27 protein-coding genes and 1 pseudogene are annotated in these 26,362 nt (G+C 65.1%); 17 read left to right on the top strand and 11 right to left on the bottom strand.

Annotated features, from left to right (window positions below; translation table 11 throughout):
* The first annotated feature begins 1 nt into the window (after position 1).
* The 3 genes from ABDC78_RS27840 to ABDC78_RS27830 are packed head-to-tail and all read left to right on the top strand — an operon-like array spanning position 2 to position 2,693.
* Positions 2-856: an ABC transporter permease subunit gene (locus tag ABDC78_RS27840; protein WP_178359620.1), complete on the top strand. Its 855-nt coding sequence runs from the start codon at positions 2-4 to the stop codon at positions 854-856.
* On the top strand, positions 853-1,635 hold the full coding sequence (locus tag ABDC78_RS27835; protein WP_178359621.1) for an ABC transporter permease subunit: 783 nt from the start codon (positions 853-855) through the stop codon (positions 1,633-1,635). The genes ABDC78_RS27840 and ABDC78_RS27835 overlap by 4 nt, the downstream gene beginning before the upstream one ends.
* The gene (locus ABDC78_RS27830) at positions 1,632-2,693 is read left to right on the top strand and encodes an ABC transporter ATP-binding protein (RefSeq protein WP_178359622.1); all 1,062 of its coding nucleotides are present in this window, start codon (positions 1,632-1,634) and stop codon (positions 2,691-2,693) included. The genes ABDC78_RS27835 and ABDC78_RS27830 overlap by 4 nt, the downstream gene beginning before the upstream one ends.
* Position 2,694: 1 nt before the next feature.
* Here the strand turns inward: ABDC78_RS27830 and ABDC78_RS27825 are convergent, their stop codons facing one another.
* Positions 2,695-3,270: an orotate phosphoribosyltransferase gene (locus tag ABDC78_RS27825; protein ID WP_178359623.1), complete on the bottom strand. Its 576-nt coding sequence runs from the start codon at positions 3,268-3,270 to the stop codon at positions 2,695-2,697.
* Between the two features lie 31 nt (positions 3,271-3,301).
* Positions 3,302-4,114, bottom strand: a complete 813-nt coding sequence (locus ABDC78_RS27820) for a DUF2470 domain-containing protein (RefSeq protein WP_178359624.1) — start codon at positions 4,112-4,114, stop codon at positions 3,302-3,304.
* Between the two features lie 93 nt (positions 4,115-4,207).
* On the opposite strand from ABDC78_RS27820, the gene ABDC78_RS27815 reads away from it, so the two are divergent.
* The gene (locus tag ABDC78_RS27815; protein ID WP_178359625.1) at positions 4,208-5,590 is read left to right on the top strand and encodes a phosphotransferase; all 1,383 of its coding nucleotides are present in this window, start codon (positions 4,208-4,210) and stop codon (positions 5,588-5,590) included.
* A 2-nt stretch (positions 5,591-5,592) separates the two neighbouring features.
* Here the strand turns inward: ABDC78_RS27815 and fabG are convergent, their stop codons facing one another.
* The 8 genes from fabG to ABDC78_RS27775 form a co-directional block, all read right to left on the bottom strand.
* Positions 5,593-6,369, bottom strand: coding sequence for a 3-oxoacyl-ACP reductase FabG (gene fabG / locus ABDC78_RS27810; RefSeq protein ID WP_178359626.1), 777 nt, complete (start codon positions 6,367-6,369; stop codon positions 5,593-5,595).
* 264 nt (positions 6,370-6,633) lie between these two features.
* Entirely contained in the window at positions 6,634-8,772 is a 2,139-nt protein-coding gene (gene glgX / locus ABDC78_RS27805; protein ID WP_256736148.1) for a glycogen debranching protein GlgX, read from the bottom strand.
* A gap of 202 nt (positions 8,773-8,974) precedes the next feature.
* The gene (locus tag ABDC78_RS27800) at positions 8,975-9,541 is read right to left on the bottom strand and encodes an isochorismatase family protein (RefSeq protein ID WP_178359628.1); all 567 of its coding nucleotides are present in this window, start codon (positions 9,539-9,541) and stop codon (positions 8,975-8,977) included.
* Positions 9,542-9,557: 16 nt separating this feature from the next.
* A complete protein-coding gene (locus ABDC78_RS27795; protein WP_178359629.1) occupies positions 9,558-10,898 on the bottom strand; it encodes a hypothetical protein in 1,341 nt (446 codons plus the stop codon).
* A complete protein-coding gene (locus ABDC78_RS27790) occupies positions 10,895-11,323 on the bottom strand; it encodes a hypothetical protein (RefSeq protein WP_178359630.1) in 429 nt (142 codons plus the stop codon). The genes ABDC78_RS27795 and ABDC78_RS27790 overlap by 4 nt, the downstream gene beginning before the upstream one ends.
* Complete coding sequence (locus ABDC78_RS27785) at positions 11,310-11,459, bottom strand: hypothetical protein (RefSeq protein ID WP_178359631.1); 150 nt, start codon at positions 11,457-11,459, stop codon at positions 11,310-11,312. Before ABDC78_RS27785 ends, ABDC78_RS27790 begins: the two co-directional genes overlap by 14 nt.
* A complete protein-coding gene (locus tag ABDC78_RS27780; RefSeq protein WP_178359632.1) occupies positions 11,456-13,294 on the bottom strand; it encodes a hypothetical protein in 1,839 nt (612 codons plus the stop codon). Before ABDC78_RS27780 ends, ABDC78_RS27785 begins: the two co-directional genes overlap by 4 nt.
* Positions 13,295-13,409: 115 nt before the next feature.
* The gene (locus ABDC78_RS27775) at positions 13,410-14,792 is read right to left on the bottom strand and encodes an acyl-CoA dehydrogenase family protein (protein ID WP_178359633.1); all 1,383 of its coding nucleotides are present in this window, start codon (positions 14,790-14,792) and stop codon (positions 13,410-13,412) included.
* Between the two features lie 98 nt (positions 14,793-14,890).
* On the opposite strand from ABDC78_RS27775, the pseudogene ABDC78_RS27770 reads away from it, so the two are divergent.
* From ABDC78_RS27770 to ABDC78_RS27710, 13 genes and pseudogenes are all read left to right on the top strand, one after another.
* Positions 14,891-15,904 (top strand): annotated as a pseudogene (locus tag ABDC78_RS27770) (AMP-binding protein); the annotation flags it as partial.
* Positions 15,905-15,923: 19 nt separating this feature from the next.
* Complete coding sequence (locus ABDC78_RS27765) at positions 15,924-17,369, top strand: recombinase family protein (RefSeq protein WP_178359634.1); 1,446 nt, start codon at positions 15,924-15,926, stop codon at positions 17,367-17,369.
* Positions 17,370-17,572: 203 nt separating this feature from the next.
* Positions 17,573-17,896: a hypothetical protein gene (locus ABDC78_RS27760; RefSeq protein WP_178359635.1), complete on the top strand. Its 324-nt coding sequence runs from the start codon at positions 17,573-17,575 to the stop codon at positions 17,894-17,896.
* Positions 17,897-17,920: 24 nt separating this feature from the next.
* The gene (locus tag ABDC78_RS27755) at positions 17,921-18,205 is read left to right on the top strand and encodes a hypothetical protein (RefSeq protein ID WP_178359636.1); all 285 of its coding nucleotides are present in this window, start codon (positions 17,921-17,923) and stop codon (positions 18,203-18,205) included.
* A 1,493-nt stretch (positions 18,206-19,698) separates the two neighbouring features.
* Positions 19,699-20,916: a hypothetical protein gene (locus ABDC78_RS27750; RefSeq protein ID WP_178359637.1), complete on the top strand. Its 1,218-nt coding sequence runs from the start codon at positions 19,699-19,701 to the stop codon at positions 20,914-20,916.
* An 82-nt stretch (positions 20,917-20,998) separates the two neighbouring features.
* Positions 20,999-21,160: a hypothetical protein gene (locus ABDC78_RS27745; protein ID WP_178359638.1), complete on the top strand. Its 162-nt coding sequence runs from the start codon at positions 20,999-21,001 to the stop codon at positions 21,158-21,160.
* Entirely contained in the window at positions 21,160-21,414 is a 255-nt protein-coding gene (locus ABDC78_RS27740) for a hypothetical protein (RefSeq protein WP_178359639.1), read from the top strand. Before ABDC78_RS27745 ends, ABDC78_RS27740 begins: the two co-directional genes overlap by 1 nt.
* A complete protein-coding gene (locus ABDC78_RS27735) occupies positions 21,411-21,668 on the top strand; it encodes a helix-turn-helix domain-containing protein (protein ID WP_178359640.1) in 258 nt (85 codons plus the stop codon). Before ABDC78_RS27740 ends, ABDC78_RS27735 begins: the two co-directional genes overlap by 4 nt.
* Positions 21,665-22,111, top strand: coding sequence for a hypothetical protein (locus tag ABDC78_RS27730; RefSeq protein WP_256736149.1), 447 nt, complete (start codon positions 21,665-21,667; stop codon positions 22,109-22,111). The genes ABDC78_RS27735 and ABDC78_RS27730 overlap by 4 nt, the downstream gene beginning before the upstream one ends.
* 149 nt (positions 22,112-22,260) lie before the next feature.
* Entirely contained in the window at positions 22,261-23,100 is an 840-nt protein-coding gene (locus ABDC78_RS27725) for a phage major capsid protein (RefSeq protein ID WP_178359641.1), read from the top strand.
* Positions 23,101-23,868: 768 nt separating this feature from the next.
* The gene (locus ABDC78_RS27720) at positions 23,869-24,030 is read left to right on the top strand and encodes a hypothetical protein (protein WP_178359642.1); all 162 of its coding nucleotides are present in this window, start codon (positions 23,869-23,871) and stop codon (positions 24,028-24,030) included.
* Positions 24,031-24,630: 600 nt separating this feature from the next.
* Entirely contained in the window at positions 24,631-24,951 is a 321-nt protein-coding gene (locus ABDC78_RS27715) for a hypothetical protein (RefSeq protein ID WP_178359643.1), read from the top strand.
* Positions 24,952-25,156: 205 nt separating this feature from the next.
* Positions 25,157-25,609: a Gp19/Gp15/Gp42 family protein gene (locus ABDC78_RS27710; RefSeq protein ID WP_347133249.1), complete on the top strand. Its 453-nt coding sequence runs from the start codon at positions 25,157-25,159 to the stop codon at positions 25,607-25,609.
* Positions 25,610-26,143: 534 nt separating this feature from the next.
* Here ABDC78_RS27710 and ABDC78_RS27705 read toward each other — a convergent pair.
* Positions 26,144-26,359 carry a hypothetical protein gene (locus ABDC78_RS27705; RefSeq protein WP_178359645.1) on the bottom strand — a complete coding sequence of 72 codons (216 nt, stop codon included), beginning with the start codon at positions 26,357-26,359 and terminating at the stop codon, positions 26,144-26,146.
* Between the last annotated feature and the right edge of the window lie 3 nt (positions 26,360-26,362).

Below are 26,362 nucleotides of genomic sequence, written 5' to 3'. Positions count from 1 at the left end.
CATGCCGACGCTGGGTCGGCGCATCCGGGAGTTGTTGCCGCTGCTGCCCTTCCTGACCGTCGTCGTGATCTTCCTGATCATCCCGACGGTCACCGTCGTGGTGAGCTCGGTGTACGCCGACGGGGTCTTCACGACGGAGCGCATCGCGGCGCTGTTCACCGGCACCGCGCTGTCGGCGCTGGCCAGCAGCGTCGTGCTCTCGGGCGCCACCGCATTGCTGGGTGCCGTGTTCGGTGCGGTGATGGCCTGGCTCATCGTCAGCAGCCCCCCGGAGTCGATGGTGCGCCGCGCGGTGCTCTCGCTGTGCAGCGTGCTCGCCCAGTTCGGCGGCGTCGCACTGGCTTTCGCTTTCCTGGCGACCGTCGGCCTCAACGGCGTGCTCACGCTGTGGGTGCAGCAGATGTTCGGCTGGAACCTGGCCGGATCGGGTTGGCTGTACAGCCTGGGTGGGCTGATCCTCGTCTACACCTACTTCCAGATCCCGTTGATGGTGATCGTGTTCATCCCGGCGCTGGAGGGACTGCGTGACCAGTGGCGCGAGGCCGCGGTCAGCCTCGGCGCATCCACCTGGGCGTACTGGCGCGAGGTGGCCATTCCGCTGCTCACCCCGGCGTTCCTCGGATCGGCACTGTTGTTGTTCGCCAACGCTTTCGCCGCGTACGCGACCGCCGCGGCGCTGGTCAGCCAGGGCAGCCCGATCGTGCCGTTGCTGATCCGCGCGTCTCTGGTCAGCGAGGTGGTGTTGGGGCAACAGGGCTTCGCCTACGCGTTGGCACTGGAGATGATCGTGGTGGTCGCCGTGGTCATGGTCGCCTACTCGCTGCTGGTGCGGCGCACTGCGCGGTGGCTGTCATGAGGGCCACGGTGTATGTGCGCGGCGGATTGTGGGTGCTGTTCGGTCTGTTCTTCCTCTTCCCGCTGTACGCGATGGCCGACTTCTCCACCCGCAACCTTCTCGCGGGTGGGCGCACGATGCAGGCGTGGGCGAATCTGGTCACCGACGATGCGCTGTACCAGTCGATCGTGATCTCGCTCCTGCTGGCCGTGTTCACTGTGGTGACGATGCTGGTGGTGTTGGTGCCGACCATGATCTGGGTGCGGTTGCGGGCTCCGTGGGCGAAGGGACTGGTGGAATTCCTGTGCCTGTTGCCTCTGACCATCCCCGCGCTGGTCATCGTGGTGGGACTTCGCAACGTGTACCTGTGGGTGACATACCTGCTGGGCGAATCGGCCCTGACGTTGACCTTCGTCTACGTGGTCGTGGTGTTGCCGTTCGCCTACCGCGCACTCGATGCCGCGCTGTCGGCCATCGACCTGCAGACACTGTCGGAGGCCGCCCGATCCCTCGGCGCCGGTTGGACATCGACGATCCTGCGCGTGGTGGTCCCCAACATCTGGTCGGGGATCCTGTCCGCGGCGTTCATCTCGATCGCGGTGGTGCTCGGTGAGTACACCATCGCGTCGTTGAGCGGATACGAGACACTGCAGGTCCAGATCGTGTTGATCGGCAAGAGCGACGGTCCGACGTCGGTGGCGGCGTCACTGGCCACGCTGCTGTTCGGGTTCGCGCTGCTGCTGGTCCTGTCGTTGGTGACCCGCGGACGGAGCCGCCGAACCTTGGGAGCAACGCTATGAGAAACGGTGGCACTGTCCACGCCGCCGGCGTGGCCGTGGAACTCGACGATCTCACCCGGGTGTACGGCAGCACCAGGGCACTCGACGGGTTCACGCTGCACATCAAGCCGGGGGAACTGGTGGCGCTGCTGGGGCCCTCGGGGTGCGGCAAGACCACCGCGCTGAGGATTCTCGCGGGTCTGGACGAGGCGACATCGGGAACGGTGTCGGTCGCCGGAATCGACGTCAGCAGGGTGCCCGCCAACAAACGGGACATGGGCATGGTGTTTCAGGCCTACAGCCTGTTCCCGCATCTGACCGTGCTCGACAACGTCGCCTTCGGGTTGAAGATGCGCGGGAAAGGCAAGGGCGTCAGGCAGTCTCGCGCGGCCGAGATGCTCGAGCTGGTGGGTCTGTCGGCGCACACCGACAAGTACGCCGGCGAGCTCTCGGGCGGGCAGCAGCAGCGGGTGGCGCTGGCACGCGCGCTCGCCATCGAACCGCGGGTGCTGCTGCTCGACGAGCCACTGTCGGCGCTGGATGCCAAGGTGCGCACGCAGTTACGCGACGAGATCCGCCGGGTGCAGCTGGAGGTGGGCACGACGACGCTGTTCGTCACCCACGACCAGGAGGAGGCGCTGGCCGTCGCCGACCGGGTCGGGGTGATGAGCCAGGGCAGGCTCGAACAGCTCGCCGCACCGGCCGACGTCTACGCCAATCCGGCTTCGCCGTTCGTCGCGGACTTCGTGGGCCTGAACAACAAGGTGCCGGCCCGGGTCTCCGGTGGCCGCGCGGAGTTGCTGGGTGTCTCGGTGCCGGCGTTGGCCGGCTCGGTGGCCTCGGGAACCGGCATGGCCATGGTGCGCCCGGAGTCGGTCACCGTCACCGCCGATCGTGCCGGCACGGCCAAGGTCGGTGCGGTGTCGTTCCTGGGCGCGATCTCGCGGGTGACGGCGTTTCTGGCCGACGGTTCGACGATCAACGCACAGATGGCCAGTTCCGCCGCGCGGGCGTTTGCCCCGGGCGACCCCGTGACCGTCGGCATCGAACCGGGCGGCGTCCTCGTCGTCGCCCGGTGATTCACACGTCGGCGACCGGGTCGATGCCCAGGTCGCGGTAGCTCACCAGTGCGAAGAAGGGCACCCCGTGCCGGGCGAACCGCCGGGCCGCGACGTCGCCGCGGTCGACCATCGGGATGACGCCGGTCGCCACCGCGCCGACCGCGTTGATCCGCTCCAGCGCGATCTCGGTGGAGCCACCGGTGCTGATGACATCGTCGACCAGCAGAACCCGGGTGCCGGGCTGCAGCCTGGTGCCCTCGATCCACTGCTCACGGCCGCGCGACTTCTGTTCCTTGCGGACCGAGAACCATGCCTTACCGGTCACCATGGCGACCCCGTGCGCGAGCGGGTCGGCGCCCATCGTCAGACCGCCGACCGCGTCGAACCCGATGCCGTTGAGCGCCGCGAGGTCCGCGACCGCCCTGGACACGATGGCCAGGCGCTCACCGGTGTCGACGGCGTACTTCCCGTCGATGTAGTCGTGGCTGAGCTGGCCGCTGGCGAGCCGGAACGGCTCCTCGCGGCGCTCGTAGCCCCGGGTGCGGACCAGATCGAATGCTGCCTGCCAGGTGTCGGGTCGCTGCTGCTCAGCCATACCCGCGATGGTATTGCACGGTGGGGGCGGCTCAGCCCTCGCGTGCCCGACGCGTCAACTCGACTGCAGCCGAACGCAATTGGTCGATGGAGTCGATGGGCGCGGCGTAGCCGACACGTGTGTAGGCCAGGCCCCGATCGGTGGTCAGCCGCAGGTCCAGGCCGTACCGGTCGGCACCGGTGCACACGGCCGCGGTGGTGTCGGGGTATCCGCCGAGTGTCCTGGCCATCGCCGCGAGCGCTTCGGCGTGGTCCGCGTTGAGGTGCGCCACCGCACCCGCCGAGAACGGCGTCACCGGGTCGGGCTGCGCTTCGGCGTAGGCCTGGCCGCTGGTCGAGTCCATCCGTCCGTACCCGCCGACCCAGCGCACCCGGGCCACCCGCAGCACCCACAGCGAGAAATCGCTGTAGTCGATGTAGTACTTGGCGGCATCCACCGCGGCGAGGTGCGCCTCCCGCGCGGCGACCCTTTCGTCACCGACGGGTGCCTCGACATGCCCGGCCAGGGTGATGCGACCGCTGGCCAGCGGATCGTCCTGGGTGCCCGGTGCCACGATCGCGATGCTCGCGCGCTGGTCGCCGGAGAGGTTGCGGCCATGTTCGGCGAGGTTGGACACACACAGCACCGGCGCACCGCCGAGCAGGCCGAAGGTCACGAACGACGCCCACGGATCACCGTCGGCGGTCAGCGACGCCAGCGTGCCGGTGTTCGTCGACGCGGCGATGGTGCGCGCCTCCTCGGCCGCTGACGGGCGGACCGCGTTGACCGGAGCGGTCAGCGGGGGAGGCACACTCGGGGCATCTCCCGGGTCGCCATGATCACGTGTCGAGCCGCCGGACGTCACGTCGGCACAGTAGCGCTTATCCGCCGACGCGGGGGCTACCGGGCACGCTCGGGTGGTTGACCCGCCGCCGTCCTGGGTAGCTTTGAGAACTGTATGGACCACAGCGAGCACACACGTTCCGACGGCAGCGCTCCGGCGACGGCCCCGGTGAGGACACTGCCGTTCGGCGAGTGGATCACCCACCAGCGCTGGTACGCCGGTCGGAGTCGTGAACAGGTGTCGGCACAACCGGTGACGGTGACGTCGTTGCGCGGTGATTCCGGGGACGACCTCGACCTGGTGCTACTCGACGTCGCCTACGGCGACGGCTCCGCGGAGCGGTACCAGGTGCTCGTCCGTTCGGGCAGCGCTCAGTCCGGTGAGCGCGGCGCCGTCGCCACCATCGGTTCCGGTGCCGACGGAGACCACGTTGCCTACGACGCCCTCTACGATCCCGCTGCCGCGAGTCACCTGCTCTCGCTGATCGACTCGTCGGCCACCGTCGCGGAACTGCGATTCGCCAAAGAGCCAGGCGTGTCCCTGCCGCTGGACGCCCCGGGGCGGGTGTCCGGCGCCGAGCAGAGCAACACCAGCGTCATCTTCGGCCACCACGCCGTCCTCAAGGTGTTCCGGCGGGTCACCCCGGGGATCAACCCCGACATCGAACTGAACAGGGTGCTGGCACGCGCGGGCAACCCGCACGTCGCCCATCTGCTCGGTTCGTACGAAACAGATTGGGAAGGAACGGGATCCGAGCCGTGCGCGCTCGGCATGGTGACCGCGTTCGCCGCCGACAGCACCGAGGGCTGGGAGATGGCGACGGCAAGCACCGGTGAGCTGTTCGCCGGCGGGGCCGGCGGCGATTTCGAGGCCGAGTCCTACCGGTTGGGTGAAGCCGTCGCGTCCGTGCACGCCACCCTTGCCGAGCAGTTGGGATCGTCCACCGAGGCGTTCCCGCTGGACACCGTGCTGGAGCGGCTCAATGCGGCCACCCTCGCGGCGCCCGAACTGCGGGAGCACGCCCCGCTGATCGAACAGCGCTACCGCGCGTTCGCCGGCGAGTCGATCACCGTGCAGCGGGTACACGGCGACCTGCACCTCGGTCAGGTGCTCCGCACGTCGGAGGGCTGGCTGCTGATCGATTTCGAGGGCGAGCCGGGTCAGCCGCTCGAAGAGCGCCGCCGGCCCGATTCGCCGCTGCGTGACGTGGCCGGAGTGCTGCGCTCCTATGAGTACGCCGCCTACCAGCGGCTGGTGGCGGGCGACGCCGATGCCGACGGGCGGCTCGTGGAACGCGCGCGGGAGTGGGTCGACCGCAACAGCGCGGCGTTCTGCAGCGGCTACGCCGCGGTGGCCGGGGCGGACCCACGCGATTCGGGTCCGGAGTTGGCCGCCTACGAACTGGACAAGGCGGTGTACGAGGCCGCATATGAAGCCCGCTTCCGGCCGTCGTGGCTGCCGATCCCGATGAGGTCGATCGCCCGCATCCTGGGCTGAGGTCAGGGCGTGACGGCGTCCGGGGACTCTGGCAGCACCTGTCCGCCGTCCACCGCGATCGACTGACCGGTGAGGTACCCGGCCTCGTCGCTGGCCAGGAACGCCGCGGTGTAACCGATGTCGGCGGGCGTGCCCAGCGAACCCGCCGGAATCGACTTGGCCATCCCGCTCAGGTAGTCCTCGCCGAGGTCTTTGAGGCCTTCGGTCAGGATGTTGCCCGGCAGCACGGCGTTGACGGTGATCTTGTGCGGTGCCAGCTCGATCGCCGCGGTCCGCATGAACCCCAGCTGCGCGGCCTTCGACGCGCCGTAATGGGTCCAGCCGGGGAACCCGGTGATCGGACCGGTGATCGACGACGTGAGCACGATGCGCCCTCGGCCGGAGGCGATCAGCGCGTCCAGACATGCCTGCACGCTGAAGACGGTGCCCTTGACGTTGACGTCGAGCACGCCGGAGAGCTGATCGGGTGTCATGGTCCGCAGCGGCGCCTCCGGGAAGATTCCCGCGTTGGCGCACAGCACGTCGATACCCCCGAACGCGGCGACGACGGCTTCGGCCATCGCGGTGCAGGAGTCGCGATCGGACACGTCGGTCTCGACACCGATCACCCGGCCGGTGCCGAGCTCGTCGAGTTCTGCGACCGCGGAGTCGAGGTCGGCGCGCGAGCGCGCCGCGATCGCCACGTGCGCGTCCGCCGAGGCGAACACCGACGCGATGCCCAGGCCGATTCCCTTGCTACCACCGGTGACGACGACTGATCTGTCAGCTAAGGAGAACATGGCGTCCAGTCTCGGGCATGGGCGCAACCACCGCAGGCTGGCAACCGTGGCCACCAGGGTAGGGCACCGCCGCTCTACGGCTCCTACGTCCGGCCCGCCCGGCCGGAGGCAATCGGACAGCTCCGATGCCGGCTCGGTGACCACGGTTGCAACAGCATTGCCAAGCTAACACACAGACTCAGGAAAGTGCCTGAACTTGGCGCTTAAGCGTGATGGCGCGCAACGTGTTTGGAGTGCAGTCCCCGAGACGGCCCGTTTTCCGCGTCAGAGTTCGGTGGCCCGCAGCACCAGCACCGCCCTGGCCTCGACCGTCACCGACTTGTCGACCGGCTTGGGCTCGGCGCCCGACGCGGCCGCGGTGTCGACCGCGACCTCCCATGACGCCGCGAACTTCTTCGGCGGCAGCTTGAACTCGAGCGGTTCGTAGTGTGCGTTGAACAGGAGCACGAACGAGTCGTCGATGATCCGCTGTCCGCGGGCGTCCGGGTCGGGGATGCCGTGGCCGTTGAGGTACACCGCCAGCGATTTCGCGAAACCCGACCCCCAGTCCTCGCCGGTCATCTCGGTGCCGTCGGGTGTGAACCAGGCGATGTCCGGAAGGCCGGCCTGGCCGCGTCGGCCCACGGGTTTGCCGCTGAAGAACCGACGCCTCCGGAACACCGGGTGCGCGGCGCGCAGCGCCGACACCGTCTTGGTGAACTCGAGCAACTCGGTGTCCGCGTTGGCCCAGTCGATCCAGGTGATCTCGTTGTCCTGGCAGTAACCGTTGTTGTTACCGCCCTGGGTGCGACCGAGTTCGTCGCCATGGCAGATCATCGGGACACCTTGCGACAACAGCAGGGTCGTCAGGAAGTTGCGTTCCTGACGCGATCGCAGCGCGTTCACCTCGGGGTCGTCGGTGGGGCCTTCCACGCCGCAGTTCCAGGACCGGTTGTGGCTCTCGCCGTCGTTGTTGTCCTCGCCGTTGGCGTCGTTGTGCTTCTCGTTGTAGGACACCAGGTCACGCAGCGTGAACCCGTCGTGGGCGATGACGAAGTTGATCGACGCCACCGGCCGTCGCGCCGTGTTCTCGTAGAGGTCCGCCGACCCGGTGAGCCGGTAGGCGAACTCGTCGAGGGTGGCGGGCTCGCCGCGCCAGAAATCGCGCACGGTGTCGCGGTACTTGCCGTTCCACTCCGTCCACTGCGGCGGGAAGTTGCCGACCTGGTAACCGCCAGGGCCGACGTCCCACGGTTCGGCGATCAGCTTGACCTGGCTGACGGTCGGATCCTGCTGCACCAGTTCGAAGAACGTCGACAGCTTGTCGACGTCGTAGAACTCTCGGGCCAGCGTGGAGGCCAGGTCGAAGCGGAATCCGTCGACGTGCATCTCGGTCACCCAGTAGCGCAGCGAGTCCATGATCAGCTGCAGCGAGTGCGGGTGGCCGACGTTGAGGCTGTTGCCGGTGCCGGTGTAGTCCATGTAGTAGCGCAGGTCGTCGTCGACGAGCCGGTAGTAGGCCGCGTTGTCGATGCCGCGCATCGAGACCGTCGGCCCGAGGTGGTTGCCCTCGGCGGTGTGGTTGTACACCACGTCGAGGATGACCTCGATGCCCGCTTCGTGCAGGCTGCGCACCATCGCCTTGAATTCCTGCACCTGGCCGCCGGGGGTGCCGCTGCTGCTGTACTTCGGGTCCGGAGCCAGGAACCCGATGGTGTTGTAGCCCCAGTAGTTCGACAGGCCCTTGTCGATCAACGTCGAGTCGTTGGCGAAATGGTGCACTGGCATCAGCTCGATCGCCGTGACGCCCATCTCCTGGAGGTGCTCGATGATCGCCGGGTGTGCGACCGCGGCGTACGTGCCGCGCATCTGCTCGGGAATGTCGGGGTGGGTCTCGGTCAGCCCCTTGACATGGGCTTCGTAGATGACGGTGTCGGCGTACTCGTGCTTGGGCGGACGGTCGACGCCCCAGTCGAAGTACGGGTTGATCACCACCGACTTGGGCATGCTGGCAGCGGAGTCGTCGTCGTTGCGGCTGTCCTCGTCACCGAAGTTGTAGCCGAACAGCGACTGGTTCCAGTCGAAAGTGCCGTCGATCGCCTTGGCGTACGGGTCGAGCAGCAGCTTGTTCGGGTTGCAGCGGTGGCCGGCCGCCGGATCGTAGGGACCGTACACGCGGTATCCGTAGCGTTGGCCGGGCTCGATGTTGGGCAGGAACCCGTGCCAGACGAAAGCGTCCACCTCGGGCAGGGTGATCCTGGTTTCCACCCCGTCCGCGTCGAACAGGCACAACTCGACTCGCTCGGCGACCTCGCTGAACAACGCGAAGTTCGTGCCGGAGCCGTCGTAGGACGCCCCCAGCGGGTAGGCCTTGCCGCGCCATACTTCCTGCGGGACGGCATTGGGATTCGAGACTTGGGTCAAGGGGCACTCTTCTTCTGGCTGACGGGGCGTGAGGCGAACACAACGACGATACGGTGCGCCCAGGCGGTCGGGCATGCTGGACGAACCGCTCGGACCTGGGATGGAACGTTGATGTGTACCCGCTGAACTGCCCGTTCACGCCATGGCGCAAACCAGGGCCGAAGCCGATGTGGCCACTCTCACCGCGGCGGGCGCCCGGAAATCAGTCCTGCACGGCCACCCCTGCGGCGCGCAACGCGTCGATGGCGTCCGTGGTCGTCGTCGGCGACACCCCAGCCGTCAGTCTCAGCAGCACCCTGGTGGTGAACCCCTCGCCGGCCGCATCGGCCGCTGTCGCCTTCACACAGTGGTCGGTCGCGATGCCGACGACGTCCACCGCGTCCACGTCCCGCCCGCGCAGCCAGTCGGTCAACGTGGTCCCGTCCTCGTCAGCGCCTTCGAACCCGCTGTAGGCCGCCGAGTAATGCCCCTTGTAGAACACCGCTTCGACTGCGCTCGGGTCGAACACCGGATGGAACTCGGCTCCCGGGGTCCCGACAACGCAGTGCCGCGGCCACGACGACACATAGTCGGGGTTCTCGGAGAAATGGTCGCCGGGGTCGATGTGGAAGTCCTTGGTGGCAACCACGTGGGCGTATCCGTGGTCGGTGGCCAGCAGTTCGGTGATGCCCTGCGCCACCCCCGCGCCACCGTCGACGGCCAGCGAGCCGCCCTCGCAGAAGTCGTTCTGCACGTCGACGACGATGAGTGCGGTCTTCGATCCCGTCATCGCTCCCACGGTATCGTCACCCGCCGAACAACAGGTAGAGCCCGGTGAACGTGTAGCCGACCATCACCAGCATCATCATCAGCTGCCCGGTGAGCTGGTGGCTTCTGGGCAGCAGCGCCAGCGACCCGTCGTGCGCGGCGATCACCCCGGCCACGTGTCCGGCGACGACGAAGCCCACCTTGAGCGAGGCCAGCAGGCCCGGATGCATCGACAGCACGTAGGTCACCTCGGCCTGCGACAACCAGAACAGATTCCATCCGCGGTCGAGCGGGTCCGCGAGCCGGATGATCGTCTCCTGGCCGCGCTCCACCAGGTAGGTCAGGTAGTGGGCGAAGACGTAGCCGAGCACGATCGGGATCAGCGAGTGCGCCATCAGGCCGGGCAGCTCGCGGCGCCGTTGCGCGTCGACCCCACCCGTGCAGCGGGCCGCGAACGAGAACGTGCCCGCAACCACTCCGGCGAACAGGAGCAGGCCGCCGGTGCGCACCAGCGTCGCGGTCAGCGTCGAGGACGACCCGAAAAGAGTCACCGAGTCGACGAACTCGCGCCACTGCGGCATGGCCGAGAAGCTGTCGAACGCCGTCGAGCCCAGCAGCACCGACAGCACCGCGACGGTCCCCGGCCGCACCGGCATCGACAGCAGGTGATCGAACGGGTTGCCGATCGCGACGCGGCCGTCGGGGTTGCGGCGCATCGGTGACAGTCGTGAGGCCACCATGCTGTAGACCTCGAACGGGTCGGCGCGCGCGCTCCACCGGGTGCCGCACCACAGCGTTCCGGCCATCGTGAGCACGAGATAGGCGATCAGCCAGGCGCGGATCGCCCCGACCGACCCGGGGTCGGGGCTGGCGAGCTCGAGCCAGACGAAGGCGAACAGACCGACGGCCGCGGGCCAGTACCCGAGCGCCGTCGGGTAGTCACCGCCGAATGTGCGTCCCCCCGCGAGCCGGGCCACTGTGCGCACGGGCGAGATCAGCCGCCACACGGGGCCGACTGCCAGCGACAGTGCGGGAAGGCCCACCCACAGCAGCACGTAGAACACCCCGGGCAGCGGGTTCTCCGCGCTGTTCGGACCGAGGAAGGCGGCCATCCCCACCCACACCGTCAACAGCAACGCCACCTCCGCGACCGTCCACCGGACGGCGGGGCTGTCCACCGCTGTGGTCACCCACTGCGGCAGCGCCAGGCCCGGTCGGTCCGCGTCGAACCGCGGCCGCTTCCACGCCAGCGCGACTGCGGCGAACGTGAACGTCAATGCCCATGCGGCGCCGATCAGCGCGTACGTGTACGGAATGGGCAGGTCGGCGGAACCGCCGAGGCCGTGTGCCAGTACGGCGGTGGACGGATCCGACGTCATCGCACCTGGATGGTGGCGATCGTCCTGGGCAGCTCGTGCAGCTCCACGTCCACGCGACCGGGTATCTCGACGGTGAACTCGAATGATTGCGCGGGTCCGACGCCGACGTCGAAGGTGTGCTCCGGGGTCGAGTGCACGTGCAGTTCGTCGGTGCTGTCGCTGTCGACCCGGATCACGATCGGTTGACCGACGGCAGCCTGCAGCACAGCGTTGCTCGGGCGGACCTCGCCGCCCTCGATCGTGACGTCGATGACGAGCGGCGCAGGCCGGCCCGGATCGGCCGTGGCGCCGGGGCTGACGCTCGCAGCCGACGGACTGCCCGTCGGGACGTCGGCGGTGCCGGTGTCCTCACCGCCGCTTCCGCCGCACCCGGCGAGCACGACCACCGCCGCGGTCAGCGCCAGGACTCTGTCACGAACTGCCACTGTCCGGCTTCTCTCCTCGTCTGCGGTTCTTGACTGCGATGAAGACCACCACGCCGGCGACCACGATCGCCGGGGCGAACGCGGGTACGGCGATCCAGATCGGATGGTCGGCCAGTATCTGGACCTCGGGGGTCATGACTGGGCCGACGGCTGCAACTCCGCGTCGCTGCCACTGGGTTCACTGCTGTTGATCCGGCCACCACCCCAGGCGATCCCGGAGATCATGGCCAGCGTGCAGAACAGCACCACCAGACATCCGATCAGCCACAGCGACTGGGGGATGTCGGGGCTGCGCTCCCGCTGCAGAATGGTGATCTCCGAGACCAGCGGACGGGTGAACTGCGCCTCGGCCGGCACCTCCTCGGCGCCGATGCCGGGATCGCCGGCGAGATAGATCGGCACCGCCGCCAGAGTCCTGCCGTCGTGCACGCGCAGCAGGGTCTTCCAGGTGCCCGACACCGGCAGCGGGGTGGTCGACCGGTAGTGGCCGGGGCCGACGTTCTCGAGGGTGTCGACGAACTGACCGCGTTCGTTCCCCAGGCCGCCCTGCCAGCCCAGGATCGCCAGCCAGTTGGGGTCGTCACTGATGACATCCGGCGGGTTGAGGCGGATGTCGGCCGTCACGTAGCGCTGACCGTCGACGGCGGGTGCCTCGGTCAGCGTGACCGCCGCGGTCGCGTTCTGCGGCACGTCGTAGCGCAGTCCGTTGGCGGCGGCCGCCCCGATGGCGACCACAGTCAGTGCGACCAGGCTGACGCTGACAGCACGCCGGGGCAGGCGCTGACCGGTCAGGACCATGCCCACCATCGCGCCGCACGCACCGGTCAGGACGGCCACCGGCACCGCCATCGCCAGCGCTTCCGGCCAGATGCTCGTCGGCCACGGCAGGTGGTAGACCGAGTTGACCCACAGCGATTCCAGCCACAGGCCCAGGGTCGCGATACCCAGGCCGGCGACCAGGCCGAGCACGACCGGTCGTTTGAGCAGCGGGGTCAGCGCCAGGAGTTCGACGACGACCGCCGCGCCCAGATAGAGCGGGAACCAGTTGATCGGCGCATCGAGAACCGGGCCGACGATCAGTGCGACCGCGCCCCGCAACCCGATCGCAATGCCGGCGGCGATCAGGGCGGCGCCGCGGCCCATGAAGATCCGGGCCGCCACCAGCGCGAGCGCCGCCGCCGCGGCGATCAGCATCGGCTGGAACACCTGACGGAACTGCGGCACCCCGAAGTCGAATTCGATCTGGTAGACCGACGCGCCGATCAGCACCCCGGCGAAGGCCAGATACTGGACCAGCTTGAGACCGATGCCGTCCTTCGGGACGTCGTCGGTGCGGGCCCGCCGACCCTCGTGCTCGAGGTAGAGCGCAGCCAGTGTCGAGAAACCCGCCCCGCCGATCATCATCAGGTGGGTGGGTCCCCACAGGGTCACGTCCTGGCCGAAGATGCGGTGCCAGACGTCGTCGAGGGGGAAACCCAATAGCGCGTAGAGGCCGCAACCCGCCATCACGATGCCGCCCACCGGGGCGTGCCAGTCGTCGGTGATGCGGACAGCGGACGGCCCGGGCTTGTCGAAGGGCAGGACCATCGCGGTGCAGCCCGCGACGAAGATGCCGAAAAGCCCGATGAGGATGAAGTAGTGCGCCGGGTTGGCCAGCGCGCCGTCGTCGCGGCCGTTGCCGATGTGCAGGCTGACGTCCCAGATGAAGCCGAACAGCGCGCAGATGATCGACGAGACGAACATCGCGACGGGCAGAGCCACCCACGGCGGGCGTTTGAACCGGCGCCCGGACCAGTCGGCCAGCGACGTCAGCCAGCTGATCTTGTGGTTGCGGTGCAGGTAGCCGATCCACAGCAGCACAGCCGTGACGACAGCCCCGGCGACCGATAGCCCGATGATCTCGCTGAGCGCTGCGCCGCCGCCCTCGTCGCCCTGTGCCAGCACCGAGAGTTGTTGCTGAGCGAACTCCATCGTGTCCCCACCCGCCGTTTGCCAGAGCCTTATGTGACTGGCGAGTAATATTGCCAGAACGAACCCAGGTGAAACCAGGGGTACCGGGTAAATCTACTTCCGCGGCGGACGGGATCTATTTCCGCGGCGGACGGAGCACCTTCATCGCCAGCCCCATGACGGGCGCCGGGACGCGGTCCTTCATCGACAGCGCGGTGTTGGCGGCCCGGGTGCGCACTGGAGTGCCGCGGCCCAGCACCCGGTTGAGCGGCCCACCGGTCGGTTCGAGGTCGAAGTGCAGCGGCGGCTTCCCGTCCGCCGCACCGAGGGCGTTCGAGATGACGATGCGCTGGATCTCGCTGGTGCCCTCGAAGATGGTGTAGAGCTTGGCGTCCCGGTACCACTTCTCGACGGGGTGATCCTTGATGTATCCCCAGCCGCCCATCGTCTGGATGGCCCGTTCGGTGGCGCGGACCGCGACCTCGCTGGCGGCCAGTTTGGACATCGAGCCTTCGCCCCGCTCGAACGGGACACCGGTCGCGGCCATCCACGAAGCCCGCCACGTCAGCAGGCGTGCGCCGTCGATGGAGGTGGCGAGGTCTGCCAGCGGGAAGGCGATGCCCTGGTTGTCGATGATCGGTGCGCCGAAGGCCTCCCGCCGGTTCGCGTACTCGGTGGCGTATTCCACTGCGGCCCTGGCGATTCCGAGTGCCTGCGCGGCGACCATCGGGCGGGTCTGCTCGAAGGTGCCCATGGTGGCCGAGCCGGAGTGTCTGGCGCCGGCGACGGCCTCACGGGCGCGGGCCAGCTTGTGCTCGAGCTTGTCCTGCCCGCCGAGCAGATGATCGGCGGGCACGCGGACGCTGTTGAGTTTCAACTCGGCGGTGTGCGAGGCGCGGCAGCCGAGTTTGTCGAGCTTGCGGACCATGTCCAGTCCCGGGGTTCCGCCGGGAACGATGAACAGTGCCTGCCCGCGATGGCCCAGCTCGTCGTCCACCACCGCATTGACCACGTGGACGTTGGCGATGCCGCCGTTGCCGATCCACATCTTGTGACCGTCGATGATCCAGTCGTCCCCATCCCGGTGCGCCCGGGTGCGCAGGTTGCGGACGTCGCTGCCGCCCTCGGGTTCGGAGATCGCCAGGGCGGCCAGCTTCAGATCGCCGGGGGTGCCGAAGCACTCCGGCGCCCACTGCAGCATCTGTTCGGGGGAGGCCGCCTGCCCGATCGCCGACAGCGCCAGCGCGGGCATCACCACCGCCAGTCCGATGCCGGCGCAACCCCAGAACAGTTCTTCCATGAACATCGGCAGGGACAGTCCGGTCGGGTCGCCGATCAGGTCGCGGTAGAACAGCGGACTGTAAAAGCCCTGGGCAGCCGCCTCTTCCAGAACGGGCCACGGGAATTCCTGGCGCTCGTCGTACTCGGCGGCGACCGGGCGGACCACCTGCTCGGCGAACTCGTGGGCGCGGCGCGCCAGATCGTGCTGCGCCGCGGTCGGCGTCAGGTCGAAGGTCACAGGGACACCACCGGGATCGACATTCGAACCATCACCACCTTCAATCGGCCTAGGGTTGTTTCAGTACCCAGACCGGTCGAGAAATCCACGGTGGAGGAATGCAGCAGATGCTGTCGTACACGTCCGGAGTCGACCAGCCGGCCCTGTTGACCGACACGATCGGCGCCAATCTGGCGGGCACCGTCGAGCGTTTCGGCGACCGCGACGCGCTGGTCGAATGCACCACCGGGCGTCGGTGGACCTACTCCGAATTCCACGAGGCCACCCGGCGCATCGCGACCGCGCTGCTGCAGCGTGGTGTCGGCCCCGGCGACCGGGTCGGCATCTGGTCACCCAACACCGCCGAGTGGGCACTCATCCAGTACGCCACCGCGCAGATCGGTGCCATCCTCGTCACCGTCAACCCGGCCTACCGGACCGACGAGCTGCAGTACGTGCTCAACCAGTCGTCGATCTCGATGGTGCTGTCGGCGGCGTCGTTCAAGACCTCCGACTACGTCGCGATGCTCGAGTCGGTGCGCGGCAGCTGTCCGCAGCTCGACTCGGTCGTCATCGTCGGATCGCCGGAATGGTCGGCGATCGCCGGGACCGACATCGACGCCGGTGCGCTGGCCGACGTGCAGACGGGTCTGCGCGCGTCGGATCCGATCAACATCCAGTACACGTCGGGAACCACCGGATTCCCCAAGGGCGCCACGCTGACCCACACCAACATCCTCAACAACGGCTACCTCGTCGGGGAGGGCCTCGGGTACACCGAGGAGGACCGGGTCTGCATCCCGGTGCCGTTCTATCACTGCTTCGGCATGGTGATGGGCAATCTGGCGTGCACCACCCACGGCGCCGCCATGGTCATCCCCGCGCCGGGTTTCGATCCAGAGGAGACCCTCAAAGCTGTTGCAGCGCAATGCTGTACATCGCTGTACGGGGTCCCCACGATGTTCATCGCGGAGCTGTCGCTGCCGAATTTCGACACGTTCGATCTGTCGAGCCTGCGCACCGGGATCATGGCGGGATCACCCTGCCCGGAGCAGGTGATGCGCAACGTCATCGATCGGATGCACATGCGTGAGGTGGCGATCTGCTACGGCATGACCGAGACCTCGTTAGTCTTAGTTATACACTCGGTATATGAGCACGCCACTGAGGGTTTTGGGCCGGATTCGGCTGTCGCGAGATGCCGACGAGTCGGGCACCTCGGTAGAGCGCCAGCGCGAGTCGGTAGAGCAGTGGGCCGCTATGCACGGGCACACCGTGGTCGCTTGGGCTGTCGACATCGGAGTCTCGGGAGCGGTAGACCCGTTCACCGCACCTGAGTTAGGCCAGTGGCTCACTCCGCAGAAGCTTCCGGAATGGGATGCTTTGGTTGCTTATCGGCTCGACAGGTTGTCGCGCCAGGTGATCCCGCTGAACAAGCTTTTCGGCTTCATCCTGGACAACGGCAAAACGCTTGCGTCGGTCAACGAACAGCTAGACCTAAGCACGTGGATGGGCAGGCTCGTTGCCAACGTCATCGGAGGCGTGGCCGAAGGTGAGCTTGAAGCGATCCGAGAGCGCAACCTAGGCAGCCAACAGAAAGTCCGTCAGCTCGGACGCTGGCACGGTGGAACGACCCCTTACGGATACGAAGCAGTCCAACGCTCTGACGGTTGGTACCTCGTCCCGGACGATGATGAGGTCCACGTCATTCGCGAAGAGATCCTGCCTCGGGTGCTAGCCCACGAATCGACCAACTCGATTGCTGCGGAACTGAACCGGCTCAAGGTGCCGGCTCGCAAAGGCGGTGCGTGGTCCGGTGCTGTTCTGCGGACGCTGCTCCGTAGCCGAGCTCTGCTCGGGCAGCACGAATACAAAGGCAAGCTGGTCACCGACGAAGACGGAATGCCGGTCCAACGGGCTGAGCCGATCCTTACCGCTGATGAGTTCAAAAAGGTTCAGGCCGCGCTAGACGCTCGGACGGTTCGCGCAGGGGAGCGGAACGACAACCCGCTAGCGGGAGTTCTGTTCTGCTACAACTGCGATGCTCCGATGTATTCACAAGCCATGTCCGGTCGGGATTACGCCTACTACCGGTGTTCGAGCCGTAACGGCAGGCGTCGAACTGAAGAGTCCGAACCCCTGTGCAACTCGCAGAGCGTGCGAACCGACATCGCCCTAGAACTCGTCGAAGATCAGATCCTCCGCGAGATCGGCGACGTAGAGCGCCGCGAGCGCGTCTACACCTCCGGAACGGATCACCACGACGACCTGGCCGCTGTCACAGCAGCTATAGAGGCGACTCGTCGGGAGAAGGATCTCGGTCTCTACGACGGCGACGACGCCGGTTATTTCGAGCGGTTGGAGAGGCTGACGGCCCGACGCCGCGAACTAGAACAGCTTCCGTCCAGACCTGCCGGATTCGAATGGATCGGGCTAGGTGAGACCTACGGACAGGCTTGGCAACGGATGACCGTTGCCGAGCGTCGAACACTCCTGCTCGATTCAGGGCTTCGAGCCACCATCACGAGCGGTCCCGGTCACACGCTGCGCTTCAACCTCGACATCCCCGAAGACATCCGAGAGCGGATCGAAAAGTAAGTCCGCTCGTTCGATGTCAAATACTCGTCCGTTCGATGTCAAGCAAACAAATACAGCGACCAATTCCTGAGTTTCGATAGCCGTTCGATGTCAAGTAACTACCAGCTCAGACACAGTTTCGGTGTAGACATCAGCGTCGTGGTGTGCGATGCTCTGCGTAGCCTGTGGCAAACTCAGGCACAACCAGAGCAAGGAGACCCACCATGACCACAACGACGACAGATGAAGAGCTCTACATCCTCGACCCAGACTGGCTGATAGCCAGTTCGCTTCGGTTGCCTGAAGGCTTAGCGGTGTGTGTATACCGATCAGCTTGGATGAAAGACACCCACCGGAGCTACCGGCCAGTACGAGAGTTTGTCGAGAAGAACGGTCTGGGGCTCCTGTACCAGGAGCTCGGGCCGAAAGATCGTTCGATGATCTTCAACCGAGGCGAGTACCTGGTGTACGGAGACGAGGACGCCGACCCCGAGAAGATCGTGGCGGCGTTACTGAATCACCGACACCCCAACGTGCCGCCGTCATAGAGTCCCCTGCGGGAGGGGAAGACAATGGACAACAACAAAACCGCTGAGTGGCTGACATTGATGCGGAAGCACGCGCCACCCGAGGACGTCGCGACAGCGGAATTAGTACTTCAGTATGAGGTGCTTCCCGCTGAGGTGAGATTCTCTGAGCCCGTCGAACGATTCATTCAGCGCAAGTTGCTAGAGGTGAAACCGTCAGCGACCGGCGATGGTTTCGACTATCGGACGATCATCGATCACGAGATCTGGCACGAGGTCGATCTCACGGTTCGTACCGAAGCCAACTTCCCAGGTGATTCCACTGCGTGAACTGAGTCACACAGTTCAAACAATTCCGGATATTTGCACCCATATACAAGTGAGAGGGTAAAGAGATCCGAGGCTTTATCCTCCTGTGAAGTGCGTCACAAATAGCCTTTGACGCCGAGAATTCGCGCCTACTTACTAGGTAGAGGGATGCAGCGATAACGCCGTCCCAGGCCGGTATCTGTAGATAACGGACAGGTAACAGGTTCATAACAGATCGGCCTACCAGGTGTGTCGCACTCAAAAAAGACGCGTACTTAAAGGGTGTAGGGGATAGAGCCCGCAGCCTCTCCCGGATTTGTGAGGTCGGTCACATTCGATCCGATTCGTTGATCGCAGACGCCTATATACAGAGTGAGGGAGTAGAGCCCTCTCCGCCGTGTTCTCTGTTAGGTGCGTCACACCTACGGGGGAAACGGTGAAACCCGAACCTACTACCTTAGGGGTGGGTAACGCCCCGCTGACCTGCGCGTAGGTAGGAATCCGAAAACATACACCTACTACTGGGTAGAGGGGTAAGCCACCTGCGGCTTACCTCCTGTAGGGGAAATCCGAAAAAGTACACCTACTACATCAGGGGTGGGTAACGCGTTCCGCGACCTCCCCTCAAGAACTTCCTTCGGGTCTGGACACCCGAGGAGGAAAGACAGCCGGCCAATCAGAGTTGCCACCGGCTGTCGCTCCTTATCCGGAGAACTCTTCGTTCTCCGGTGTTGTGGTTAGAGGAACGCTGCCCCGGCCCACTGTTGCGTGACGGTGGGTCGGGGTTCCTCTATTTCCCTAAATCGGATCGACTACGGCGCGTCAGCGGCGCGCCTCCCTTCCTGAAATTCGGGCTGTCTGTGGCAGCTCTGGAAAGAGATCAACATGCACGGAAACTCTTGTACTCGGCATACCCGGGGGCCGGGAGATTACCGGCAGGGCCGGTGCATCTTCTGCCGACGCGAATCCGCCCGTGTGTACCAAGCCAAGTGCCGAGCCGAACTCCGACAGTTCCGCGAGATAAAGCGGATGTTGGCCGAGTAGCGGCCTTGATGGCCTGAGAGCGGATAGAACCCGCCACCCATAAAGACCACCGGCGATTACTCAGATCGCCGGTCAGCGGCGCTTATAAGCCGCAGTACGAAGACAGCCAGAGGAGCTGTCTCCAACCCTAGGAGGTTATCGAAGTGATTCCACAAAGTGCCCGGCTCGGTGAGCTGCCCGAGTACTGGCAGCACGAGATCCGCAAGCTTCGGCAAGAGAGTGCCAAACTGCGCCGAGAGCGCAACGAGGCCAGAGAAGCAATGACCGCTCTCGCTTTGCGAGTAGCGAAGTGAGTGGCTTGATGGGTGAGCAGACACGGCCCGAACCAAGGATAACGACCACGACCGGCAAGCGCGCCGGTCGGTACCACACCATCTACGTAGGCAGCGTCAAGCTGTACGTGGACGACTCCCAGCTAGGCGACATCGTGAAGCTGGCGACGACCATTCTCGCTGCGCCGGTAGGCAACGATGACCGACTTCGAACCTGATTCGGTCACTCTCGCGCTGCGGGATCGGCTACCACAGCAGGCGTTGGATCTGCTCGACTGCAAAGACGGGCGCTACTCCGAGTGGGCGACAGCTTGCTCTGTCGCCACCTACGCGATGAACGCAGGATTCACCGAAGACGAGTTCGTCGCGGTCGCTGCTGCTTCTGACTTCGCCTACGAGTTCGCCACCGAGAACGGACGGGACCGCTCTACGCGGCTGGAATCACGCCTGTCGAAGGCGTGGGGGAAAGTCGAAGACGCATGGAACCCGCCGCTCGGGTCAGCCGAAGAGGTGCGCCACAAGTTGGAGGCGCTGTCCCAACGGTTAGAGGCGCACAAGTGGTCCGGTCGAACCGGCGGGTCTGACCGGGCCGTCGCACTCGCTGTCGTGCAATGGGGTCACGAAGTCGGCGTCTGGACCCTCGGGGCGTCCAGCCGGGAGTTAAGCGTCCGCGCTGGTGTGGCGCGGACTACCGCCGAGAAAGCACTGGTACGACTCGTGGCACTCGGTGTCCTCCGAAAGGACACCGGTACCGAGCGGGAGAGAACCCACGCTCAACGGTGGGTGATCCAACTCGGATGGAACCAAAAGTGCATAACTAGTCCACATGGTTCTTCCCTAGGGGGGAAAGGTTCATATGGACTAGGTACGCACACTCAGCACCCGGTGTTCCTGCGGGCGGCGTTGGGCCAGACCGCCGAGCGGGTCTGGCTCGACCTGATCGACCACCCCGACTCCTCGGTCGGGGATGTGGCGGAACGGTTGGGCGTAGCGGTCACCACTGTGCGTCGGACGTTGGACGGAAAGCTGGTCACGAACCAGCTCGCAGTCCGCAGCGACGGACGACCGTCGACGTACCGGATCGACCCCTCATCAGACCTTGACCGTGTGGCAGCCGGCTACGGCGTCACCGACTGGTACGAGAGAACCGCTGAGCGATACGACCGCGAACGCGCAGCGTTCACCGAGCTGAACCGCATGAAGGAGACCGCCGTGAAAGACGACCAGAACTCAGGTGGCGAATTTTCGCCACCTGAGCCCAAACCGGTCATCGGACAGGACGACGAGACGTATCCCGATCCGTTCGCGTCGGCACCGGAGTGGTTCACCCAGGAGCGAGAACGCCAGAGCGCCGTCATCGAGACGGCGGTAGAGATTCTCGACCCGTTCGACGACCGCGTCTCAGAGACCGCCTGAGACGCACACAACCGAATACCGACCGCCCGCCAGCCTTCGGGCTGAGCGGGTTTTCTCATTTCACGCCAAAGGAGAAACCACCATGCACGACGACCTCAACCCCGACCCTGATGTCTGGACCGTTCCGACCGAAGTCCTCGAAGCGCTTAAGGCACCGAAGCCGACCACCGAAGCCGATCAGTTGATCGCCTCGGCTGGTCTGGAGTGGCCTGTCCGCATCGTCACGTTCACCGAGGCGCTCTGATGCTCATTACCGATAGGGCGGCACAGCGCGAGGCCGCGTTCCAGCACTGGCTGGAAAAGCACGGCGAGCCCTACGCCGCGAAAGTCGTGGAGAACGGAAACGTGCCGTGGCACGACGGCGACGTAGAGAGCCGACGTGATCTCTGGATGCGCCGCTACGAGCGGCCCGAGCCGCCCACGTTCCTCCCGCCGACTCTCTCGCTGCGCGAGATCAACTCCGCAGCCAACCCGACCGAACTAAGGACCGCCGCATGACCGATGACATCCCCGCGCTGATGACTGTTGAGGAAGTTGCCGAGTACAGAGGGGTTACGAAACCCGCAGCATCAGCCCTCTGTAAGGGGCTGGAAGTTGCCGGGTGGTACACGCACCCCGGTAGGCAGCCCATCGCGCTGTATTCGTCTACAGACGCAGATGTGACCTGCGAGAACGGTCACTTAAAAGCCAAGAGATCTAGGGGCGTGTGCCGGTCGTGCCGGTACGAGGCCAAGTACGGAGTTGCAGCATGAGCGAGATCGACACAGAGACGATTGACGCGGCGATCCCAGAGAGCGCCGTTGACGAACCGGTAGACGCACCCGAAGGTGACGACGCCGCAGAGACCCCGAAGGCCAACCGAGAGGCCCGGTACCGCGTGGAGAGAAACCAAGCCCGCGATGAACGGAACGCTCTGGCCGCACGGCTGGAGCAGCTTCAGACCGCCGAGCTTCACCGGCTGGCCGGTGAGCATCTCGCCGCGCCAGAGGACATCTCACTGTCGGGTAAGCCGCTGTCTGAGTTCCTCACCCCCGAGGGTTGGGTTGATCACCAGGCGGTCGAAGCCGCCGCTAAATCGGTCATCGGTTCCCGTCCCGGTCTGTCGAAGCATTCTCCCGCTACCGACCGTTCCCAAGGGCACGGCTTCGCGGCTGCGACTGCGCAGCCGTCGTTTAGTGACCTACTCAAGTCTTGAGCACTCATCAGCCGTCTGTGACGGCTCGGTGCTCACGTAAGCCTCTGTGAGGCATCGGGAATCAGCTAGTGGCTGACTCCCTGTCAATCACTCACCAGGCCGCTGGCAGCAAGCTGGCGGCCTTTGTCGTTCCTTAGGAGGAACACCACATGGCAGTAACTAACTCCAGTCTTCATGCGGCGTGGACGCCGGAAGACTACGGCGCGTTGATCGACCTCGTGATCGCTGAGAAGTCGGTCGCCTTCCGCGCCGGAACCGTCATTGCGACGGGGTCGGAAACGATCCGGTTCCCGATGCTCACCGCTGACCCGGCCACCGGCTGGTACGCGGAGAACACCCAGATCTCGCTTACGGACCCGACGACCAACGAGCTCGTCGTCACTCCGAAGAAGGTCGCCGGTCTTAATCAGACGAGCAACGAGGCAGCCGAGGACTCCAATCCTGCTGTCGCAGATCGGATCGGCAGGAGCATCGCCCGGTCCATCGCCAAGAAGATCGACGCAGCGTTCTTCGCCAACACCACGACCAACGGCCCTTCGGGCCTACTGTCGCTGTCCGGTATCAACGTTGTCGATACCGGCACCGTGACGCTGGATTCGCTGGACGCATTCCACGATGCCAAGGCCGCAGCCCTCGCAGACGGTGCCGAGGTGTCGGTGTGGATCTTGGCTCCCGACGTGGCGCTGACTCTGTCGAAAGCCAAGCAGTTGACCACCGGTTCCAACGTCGGCCTACTCGACTCCACCGGAGTCGCTGACGGTGTGACTCTGGCCGGCGTTCCGGTCTTGGTCTCCACCGACGTTGCCGCTGGCAACGCGTGGGGTCTCGATAGCGATCAGGTGTACGTCGTCCAGCGCACCGGGACTCGGGTGACCAAGTCTGCTGACGCTGCGTTCGACTACGACGCCGTTCAGATCCGTGGAACCGCTCGCGTCGGATTCGGGTTCGCCAACCCCGCTGGGATCGTAAGGCTTTATGACGCCGCTTAATACGCAGTAGCCACAACAGAGTTCGGCCCTCGCCCCTTACCCGGGCGGGGGCCGTTCTCGTCCCACAACACAAGGTAGAGAGCCCGCCATGAAGACATGTACCGCGTGCAACATCACACAGCCACTATCTGAGTTCTATGGCGATAAGCGCCGAGCGGACGGTAAACAGTCGCACTGCAAGAGCTGCAAGGCATCTCGCTATGGCGACTCCGCTAAGGAGCGGTCCCGCAAATGGTGCCGCAACAACCCCGACCGCAAGCGAGAGCAGACACGTAAGTGGCGCGAGGAGAACCGTGGCCACTACTTGGAGACCACCCGGAGCTATCACCGCAAAAGGCTCGGTAACCGAGATCCGCTCAAGGCATGGCCTACCACCGAGTGCAGCTACAACGCTGCACATCTCCGAGTGAAGGCTGTGCGAGGACGTGCTCATACGCACTCATGCATCGACTGCGGAGGTTCAGCACAAGAGTGGAGCTATCGAGGTGGATCAGACCTAGAGCTTATGGAGCCGAGGGATCTGCCCCGTGGTCGCTTCTCGCTGGTTGCCTACTCGCCTGACCCAGCGGACTACGACCCCCGTTGCAAGTCCTGCCACACAAAGTTCGACTTGAGAGAACGGGTGAGTGCGTGACCGCCGAACGCTGCTGTTCAAGAGAGAGTTGCGAACGGCGCACGACGTTCCGCACCGGCAAGGAACGGTACTGCTCTGCGGTATGCCGATCCGTCGACATCGAACTCACTCGCACCCAACGAGTGTGCGAAGCCGTGGGTTCACAGTCCGTCGACTTGTGGTGTGCCGCCGTCGCTATGTCGGATGCGGTCACCGAGTACCTGCTACTGGATGAACAACTCCATCAGGCCGCGACCGAAGTCGGCATCACCGACGAGCGATGGCTCGCGATCAAATACGGGCACCGCTGCGGCTGATTGTCTCAGGATGAAGATCACCGGGTCGCATCCACGTATCTGCGCGGGGCACTTGGTTCTGGTCAGGCTCGGTCCTTCTCAGGCGAGCGATGCTGTGTGGGTCCAGCCTCCCCGGTGATCCTCTGTTCTGTTGTGATACCCACGGTACACGTGTGAGCGTGTACGCACAAGTGTAATCCGTTGGCAGACAATGGGATTGAGTGCATCAGCACATACTGCGATCTGTTGCTCAGCTACCGCACAGCCGTGTGTGTGAGTACGCACTGCGGTACGCAGCACACCGCAGGTGTGGTGTGTGCGTGTGGGGCTGCTCCCTGCTGCTGGCCTCCTGCCTGCTGCGCCTGCCCCCGCTGCTCGGCTTTGCGTGTGTGCGTGGCCGCGTGCGTCTGGCACCGGCCTCCGCCTGCGCCTCTGGTGTGTGGCCGCTCGCTCGTCGGGGTGCCTCGGCACCCCCTGGGGATACCACCCCAGCCCCCCTCGCAAGACCGGACTGTAATGCGCCTCTGACATCGCGAGCGATCAAAAGCTGGATTTTTCCGAGAAACCCCAGCTCAGCGCACAAATACCTACCGCAGAACTCGACTTTGAACGAGGAGAAACGTGCCTGAACGTAAGGCGACTGTTCCACGCGCCCCGAACGGGCTGGGACGCCGTGGAAAGGCGTTCTGGCACCAGCTACACGCCGAGGTCGGCTTCTTCTCGTGTGAGCCGCACCGGCTCCTGCTTATCGAAGACGCCTGCCGCGAAGCCGACCTGGTCGACCGACTGCAACGCGCTGTCGACAAGAACGAATTGAGAGTCAATGGCTCGCAACAGCAGCCTGTTTCGGCTCCAGAGCTCGCAGAGATCCGATTGCACCGCAAGGCGTTGGTCGACATCTTGAAGGCGCTAGCCATCCCAGAACCCGAGGCCGATTCCTGATGCCCTACCTGAAGAAACAACGAGACCAGAAGCCGACACCGACAGCGACTATGGCCGACTACTTCAAAGCCCAGCTCGGCTGGGTGCCATCCACCAGGCCGTTCACCACGACCGCCAACGTCAAGTGCGGTCGGTGTCTGGAGATCAAATCCGGCTGCGAGTTCCAACAGCCGATCACACCGGGCCGCATGTGCGTCTGTGCGTCGTGCTCGACCAAACCGAAAGCCACAAAATGAGTTATGCCAGTCCATCCGATGTATCCGACCGCTTAGGACGACCGCTCTCAACCGACGAAGCGTCTCAGGTAGAGGCGCTGTTGTCGGACGCCGAACTACTGATCACGACGAGAATCCCGGATCTCGACGCCAAGATCACCGCTGACGAACTCAGTGAGCAGATCGTCATCATGGTCGAGTCGAACGCTGTTGTGCGGCTTATCCGCAACCCTGCCGGATACACCTCCGAGACAGACGGCGAGTACACCTATCAAGTCAATTGGCGGTTGGCTTCTGGCTCGCTGATGATCACCGACCACGAATGGTCGCTTCTCGGTGCGTCTAGCGGAGCGTTCGCGATCGATGTCAGACCTCGAACATGGTTCGAGCGGTACTACGCCGACGCACCGCAGGGTGTCCACCCGTTCATGTGGGGTGGTTGAGCGTGCGAATCCTCCGCAGCCGGAAAGCGTTCATCAGCCAACCGGTACGCAATCCCGACCCGTTCGTCACCGTTAGAGGGGGTCGGGGTGTCTTTACTCGATGCCGGGACTGAGACCGTGACGGTGTACCCCGAAGAGGAGTACACCGACGAGGACGGCACCACCATCCGTACCCGACCATCGGCCACCGGCATTCCGGCACTGGCCCGTATAGAGCCGGCGAACCAATCGGGTACGTCGGCTCGCAGAGCCGAGCAGGCGAACGTAGGGTTTCAGACCGAAGAGGTCTACTCGCTGAAGTTCCCTCGGTCATTCCCACACGTCTTGGGACTGCGGTCCCAGGTGGAGTGGAGAGGTCAACGGTGGTCGGTATTCGGCTTCCCGGTGTACCGCACGAGATCGCGATCGACTGCTCACCTCTCGTACACGATCAAGCGCTACTAGTCGCTCCAGCGGCTTGGGGGAGTTGGTCACCGCCTCCGAGTGGAAGCGTGCCGCTGTTGTGTGGGCCTTCACCCGAGGGGCTGTGAAGGGTCATAAGTCCACATCTGGACTTACGTCAATACGTTCTTCGTCGTGCTCTGCTACGAACTTGGCATCGCGAACCGATCTACCTGATACAGAAAAAAGTTCACCGGCTTCGTCAGAAGCCTGTCCAGTTTCGGAAGCTTCAGGAAAGTTTTCCTTAAGCTCTCCAGCAATTCTCTGACGTCTCCTGGCTTCCTCGGCAAATGTCTGCTCGTACTGCACCGC

Source organism: Mycobacterium sp. DL (assembly GCF_039729195.1).
GTDB classification, from domain to species: Bacteria; Actinomycetota; Actinomycetes; order Mycobacteriales; family Mycobacteriaceae; genus Mycobacterium; species Mycobacterium hippocampi_A.
This window is presented reverse-complemented; position numbering and strand designations above follow the sequence as displayed.

What these genes read in the sequence shown, in the direction of transcription:
- ABDC78_RS27840 (WP_178359620.1), top strand. Translation starts at nt 2, where the DNA reads ATGCCGACGCTGGGTCGGCGCATCCGGGAGTTGTTGCCGCTGCTGCCC.
- ABDC78_RS27835 (WP_178359621.1), top strand. Translation starts at nt 853, where the DNA reads ATGAGGGCCACGGTGTATGTGCGCGGCGGATTGTGGGTGCTGTTCGGT.
- ABDC78_RS27830 (WP_178359622.1), top strand. Translation starts at nt 1,632, where the DNA reads ATGAGAAACGGTGGCACTGTCCACGCCGCCGGCGTGGCCGTGGAACTC.
- ABDC78_RS27825 (WP_178359623.1), bottom strand. Translation starts at nt 3,270, where the DNA reads ATGGCTGAGCAGCAGCGACCCGACACCTGGCAGGCAGCATTCGATCTG.
- ABDC78_RS27815 (WP_178359625.1), top strand. Translation starts at nt 4,208, where the DNA reads ATGGACCACAGCGAGCACACACGTTCCGACGGCAGCGCTCCGGCGACG.
- fabG (WP_178359626.1), bottom strand. Translation starts at nt 6,369, where the DNA reads ATGTTCTCCTTAGCTGACAGATCAGTCGTCGTCACCGGTGGTAGCAAG.
- ABDC78_RS27800 (WP_178359628.1), bottom strand. Translation starts at nt 9,541, where the DNA reads ATGACGGGATCGAAGACCGCACTCATCGTCGTCGACGTGCAGAACGAC.
- ABDC78_RS27795 (WP_178359629.1), bottom strand. Translation starts at nt 10,898, where the DNA reads ATGACGTCGGATCCGTCCACCGCCGTACTGGCACACGGCCTCGGCGGT.
- ABDC78_RS27785 (WP_178359631.1), bottom strand. Translation starts at nt 11,459, where the DNA reads ATGACCCCCGAGGTCCAGATACTGGCCGACCATCCGATCTGGATCGCC.
- ABDC78_RS27780 (WP_178359632.1), bottom strand. Translation starts at nt 13,294, where the DNA reads ATGGAGTTCGCTCAGCAACAACTCTCGGTGCTGGCACAGGGCGACGAG.
- ABDC78_RS27765 (WP_178359634.1), top strand. Translation starts at nt 15,924, where the DNA reads ATGAGCACGCCACTGAGGGTTTTGGGCCGGATTCGGCTGTCGCGAGAT.
- ABDC78_RS27760 (WP_178359635.1), top strand. Translation starts at nt 17,573, where the DNA reads ATGACCACAACGACGACAGATGAAGAGCTCTACATCCTCGACCCAGAC.
- ABDC78_RS27755 (WP_178359636.1), top strand. Translation starts at nt 17,921, where the DNA reads ATGGACAACAACAAAACCGCTGAGTGGCTGACATTGATGCGGAAGCAC.
- ABDC78_RS27750 (WP_178359637.1), top strand. Translation starts at nt 19,699, where the DNA reads ATGACCGACTTCGAACCTGATTCGGTCACTCTCGCGCTGCGGGATCGG.
- ABDC78_RS27745 (WP_178359638.1), top strand. Translation starts at nt 20,999, where the DNA reads ATGCACGACGACCTCAACCCCGACCCTGATGTCTGGACCGTTCCGACC.
- ABDC78_RS27740 (WP_178359639.1), top strand. Translation starts at nt 21,160, where the DNA reads ATGCTCATTACCGATAGGGCGGCACAGCGCGAGGCCGCGTTCCAGCAC.
- ABDC78_RS27735 (WP_178359640.1), top strand. Translation starts at nt 21,411, where the DNA reads ATGACCGATGACATCCCCGCGCTGATGACTGTTGAGGAAGTTGCCGAG.
- ABDC78_RS27730 (WP_256736149.1), top strand. Translation starts at nt 21,665, where the DNA reads ATGAGCGAGATCGACACAGAGACGATTGACGCGGCGATCCCAGAGAGC.
- ABDC78_RS27725 (WP_178359641.1), top strand. Translation starts at nt 22,261, where the DNA reads ATGGCAGTAACTAACTCCAGTCTTCATGCGGCGTGGACGCCGGAAGAC.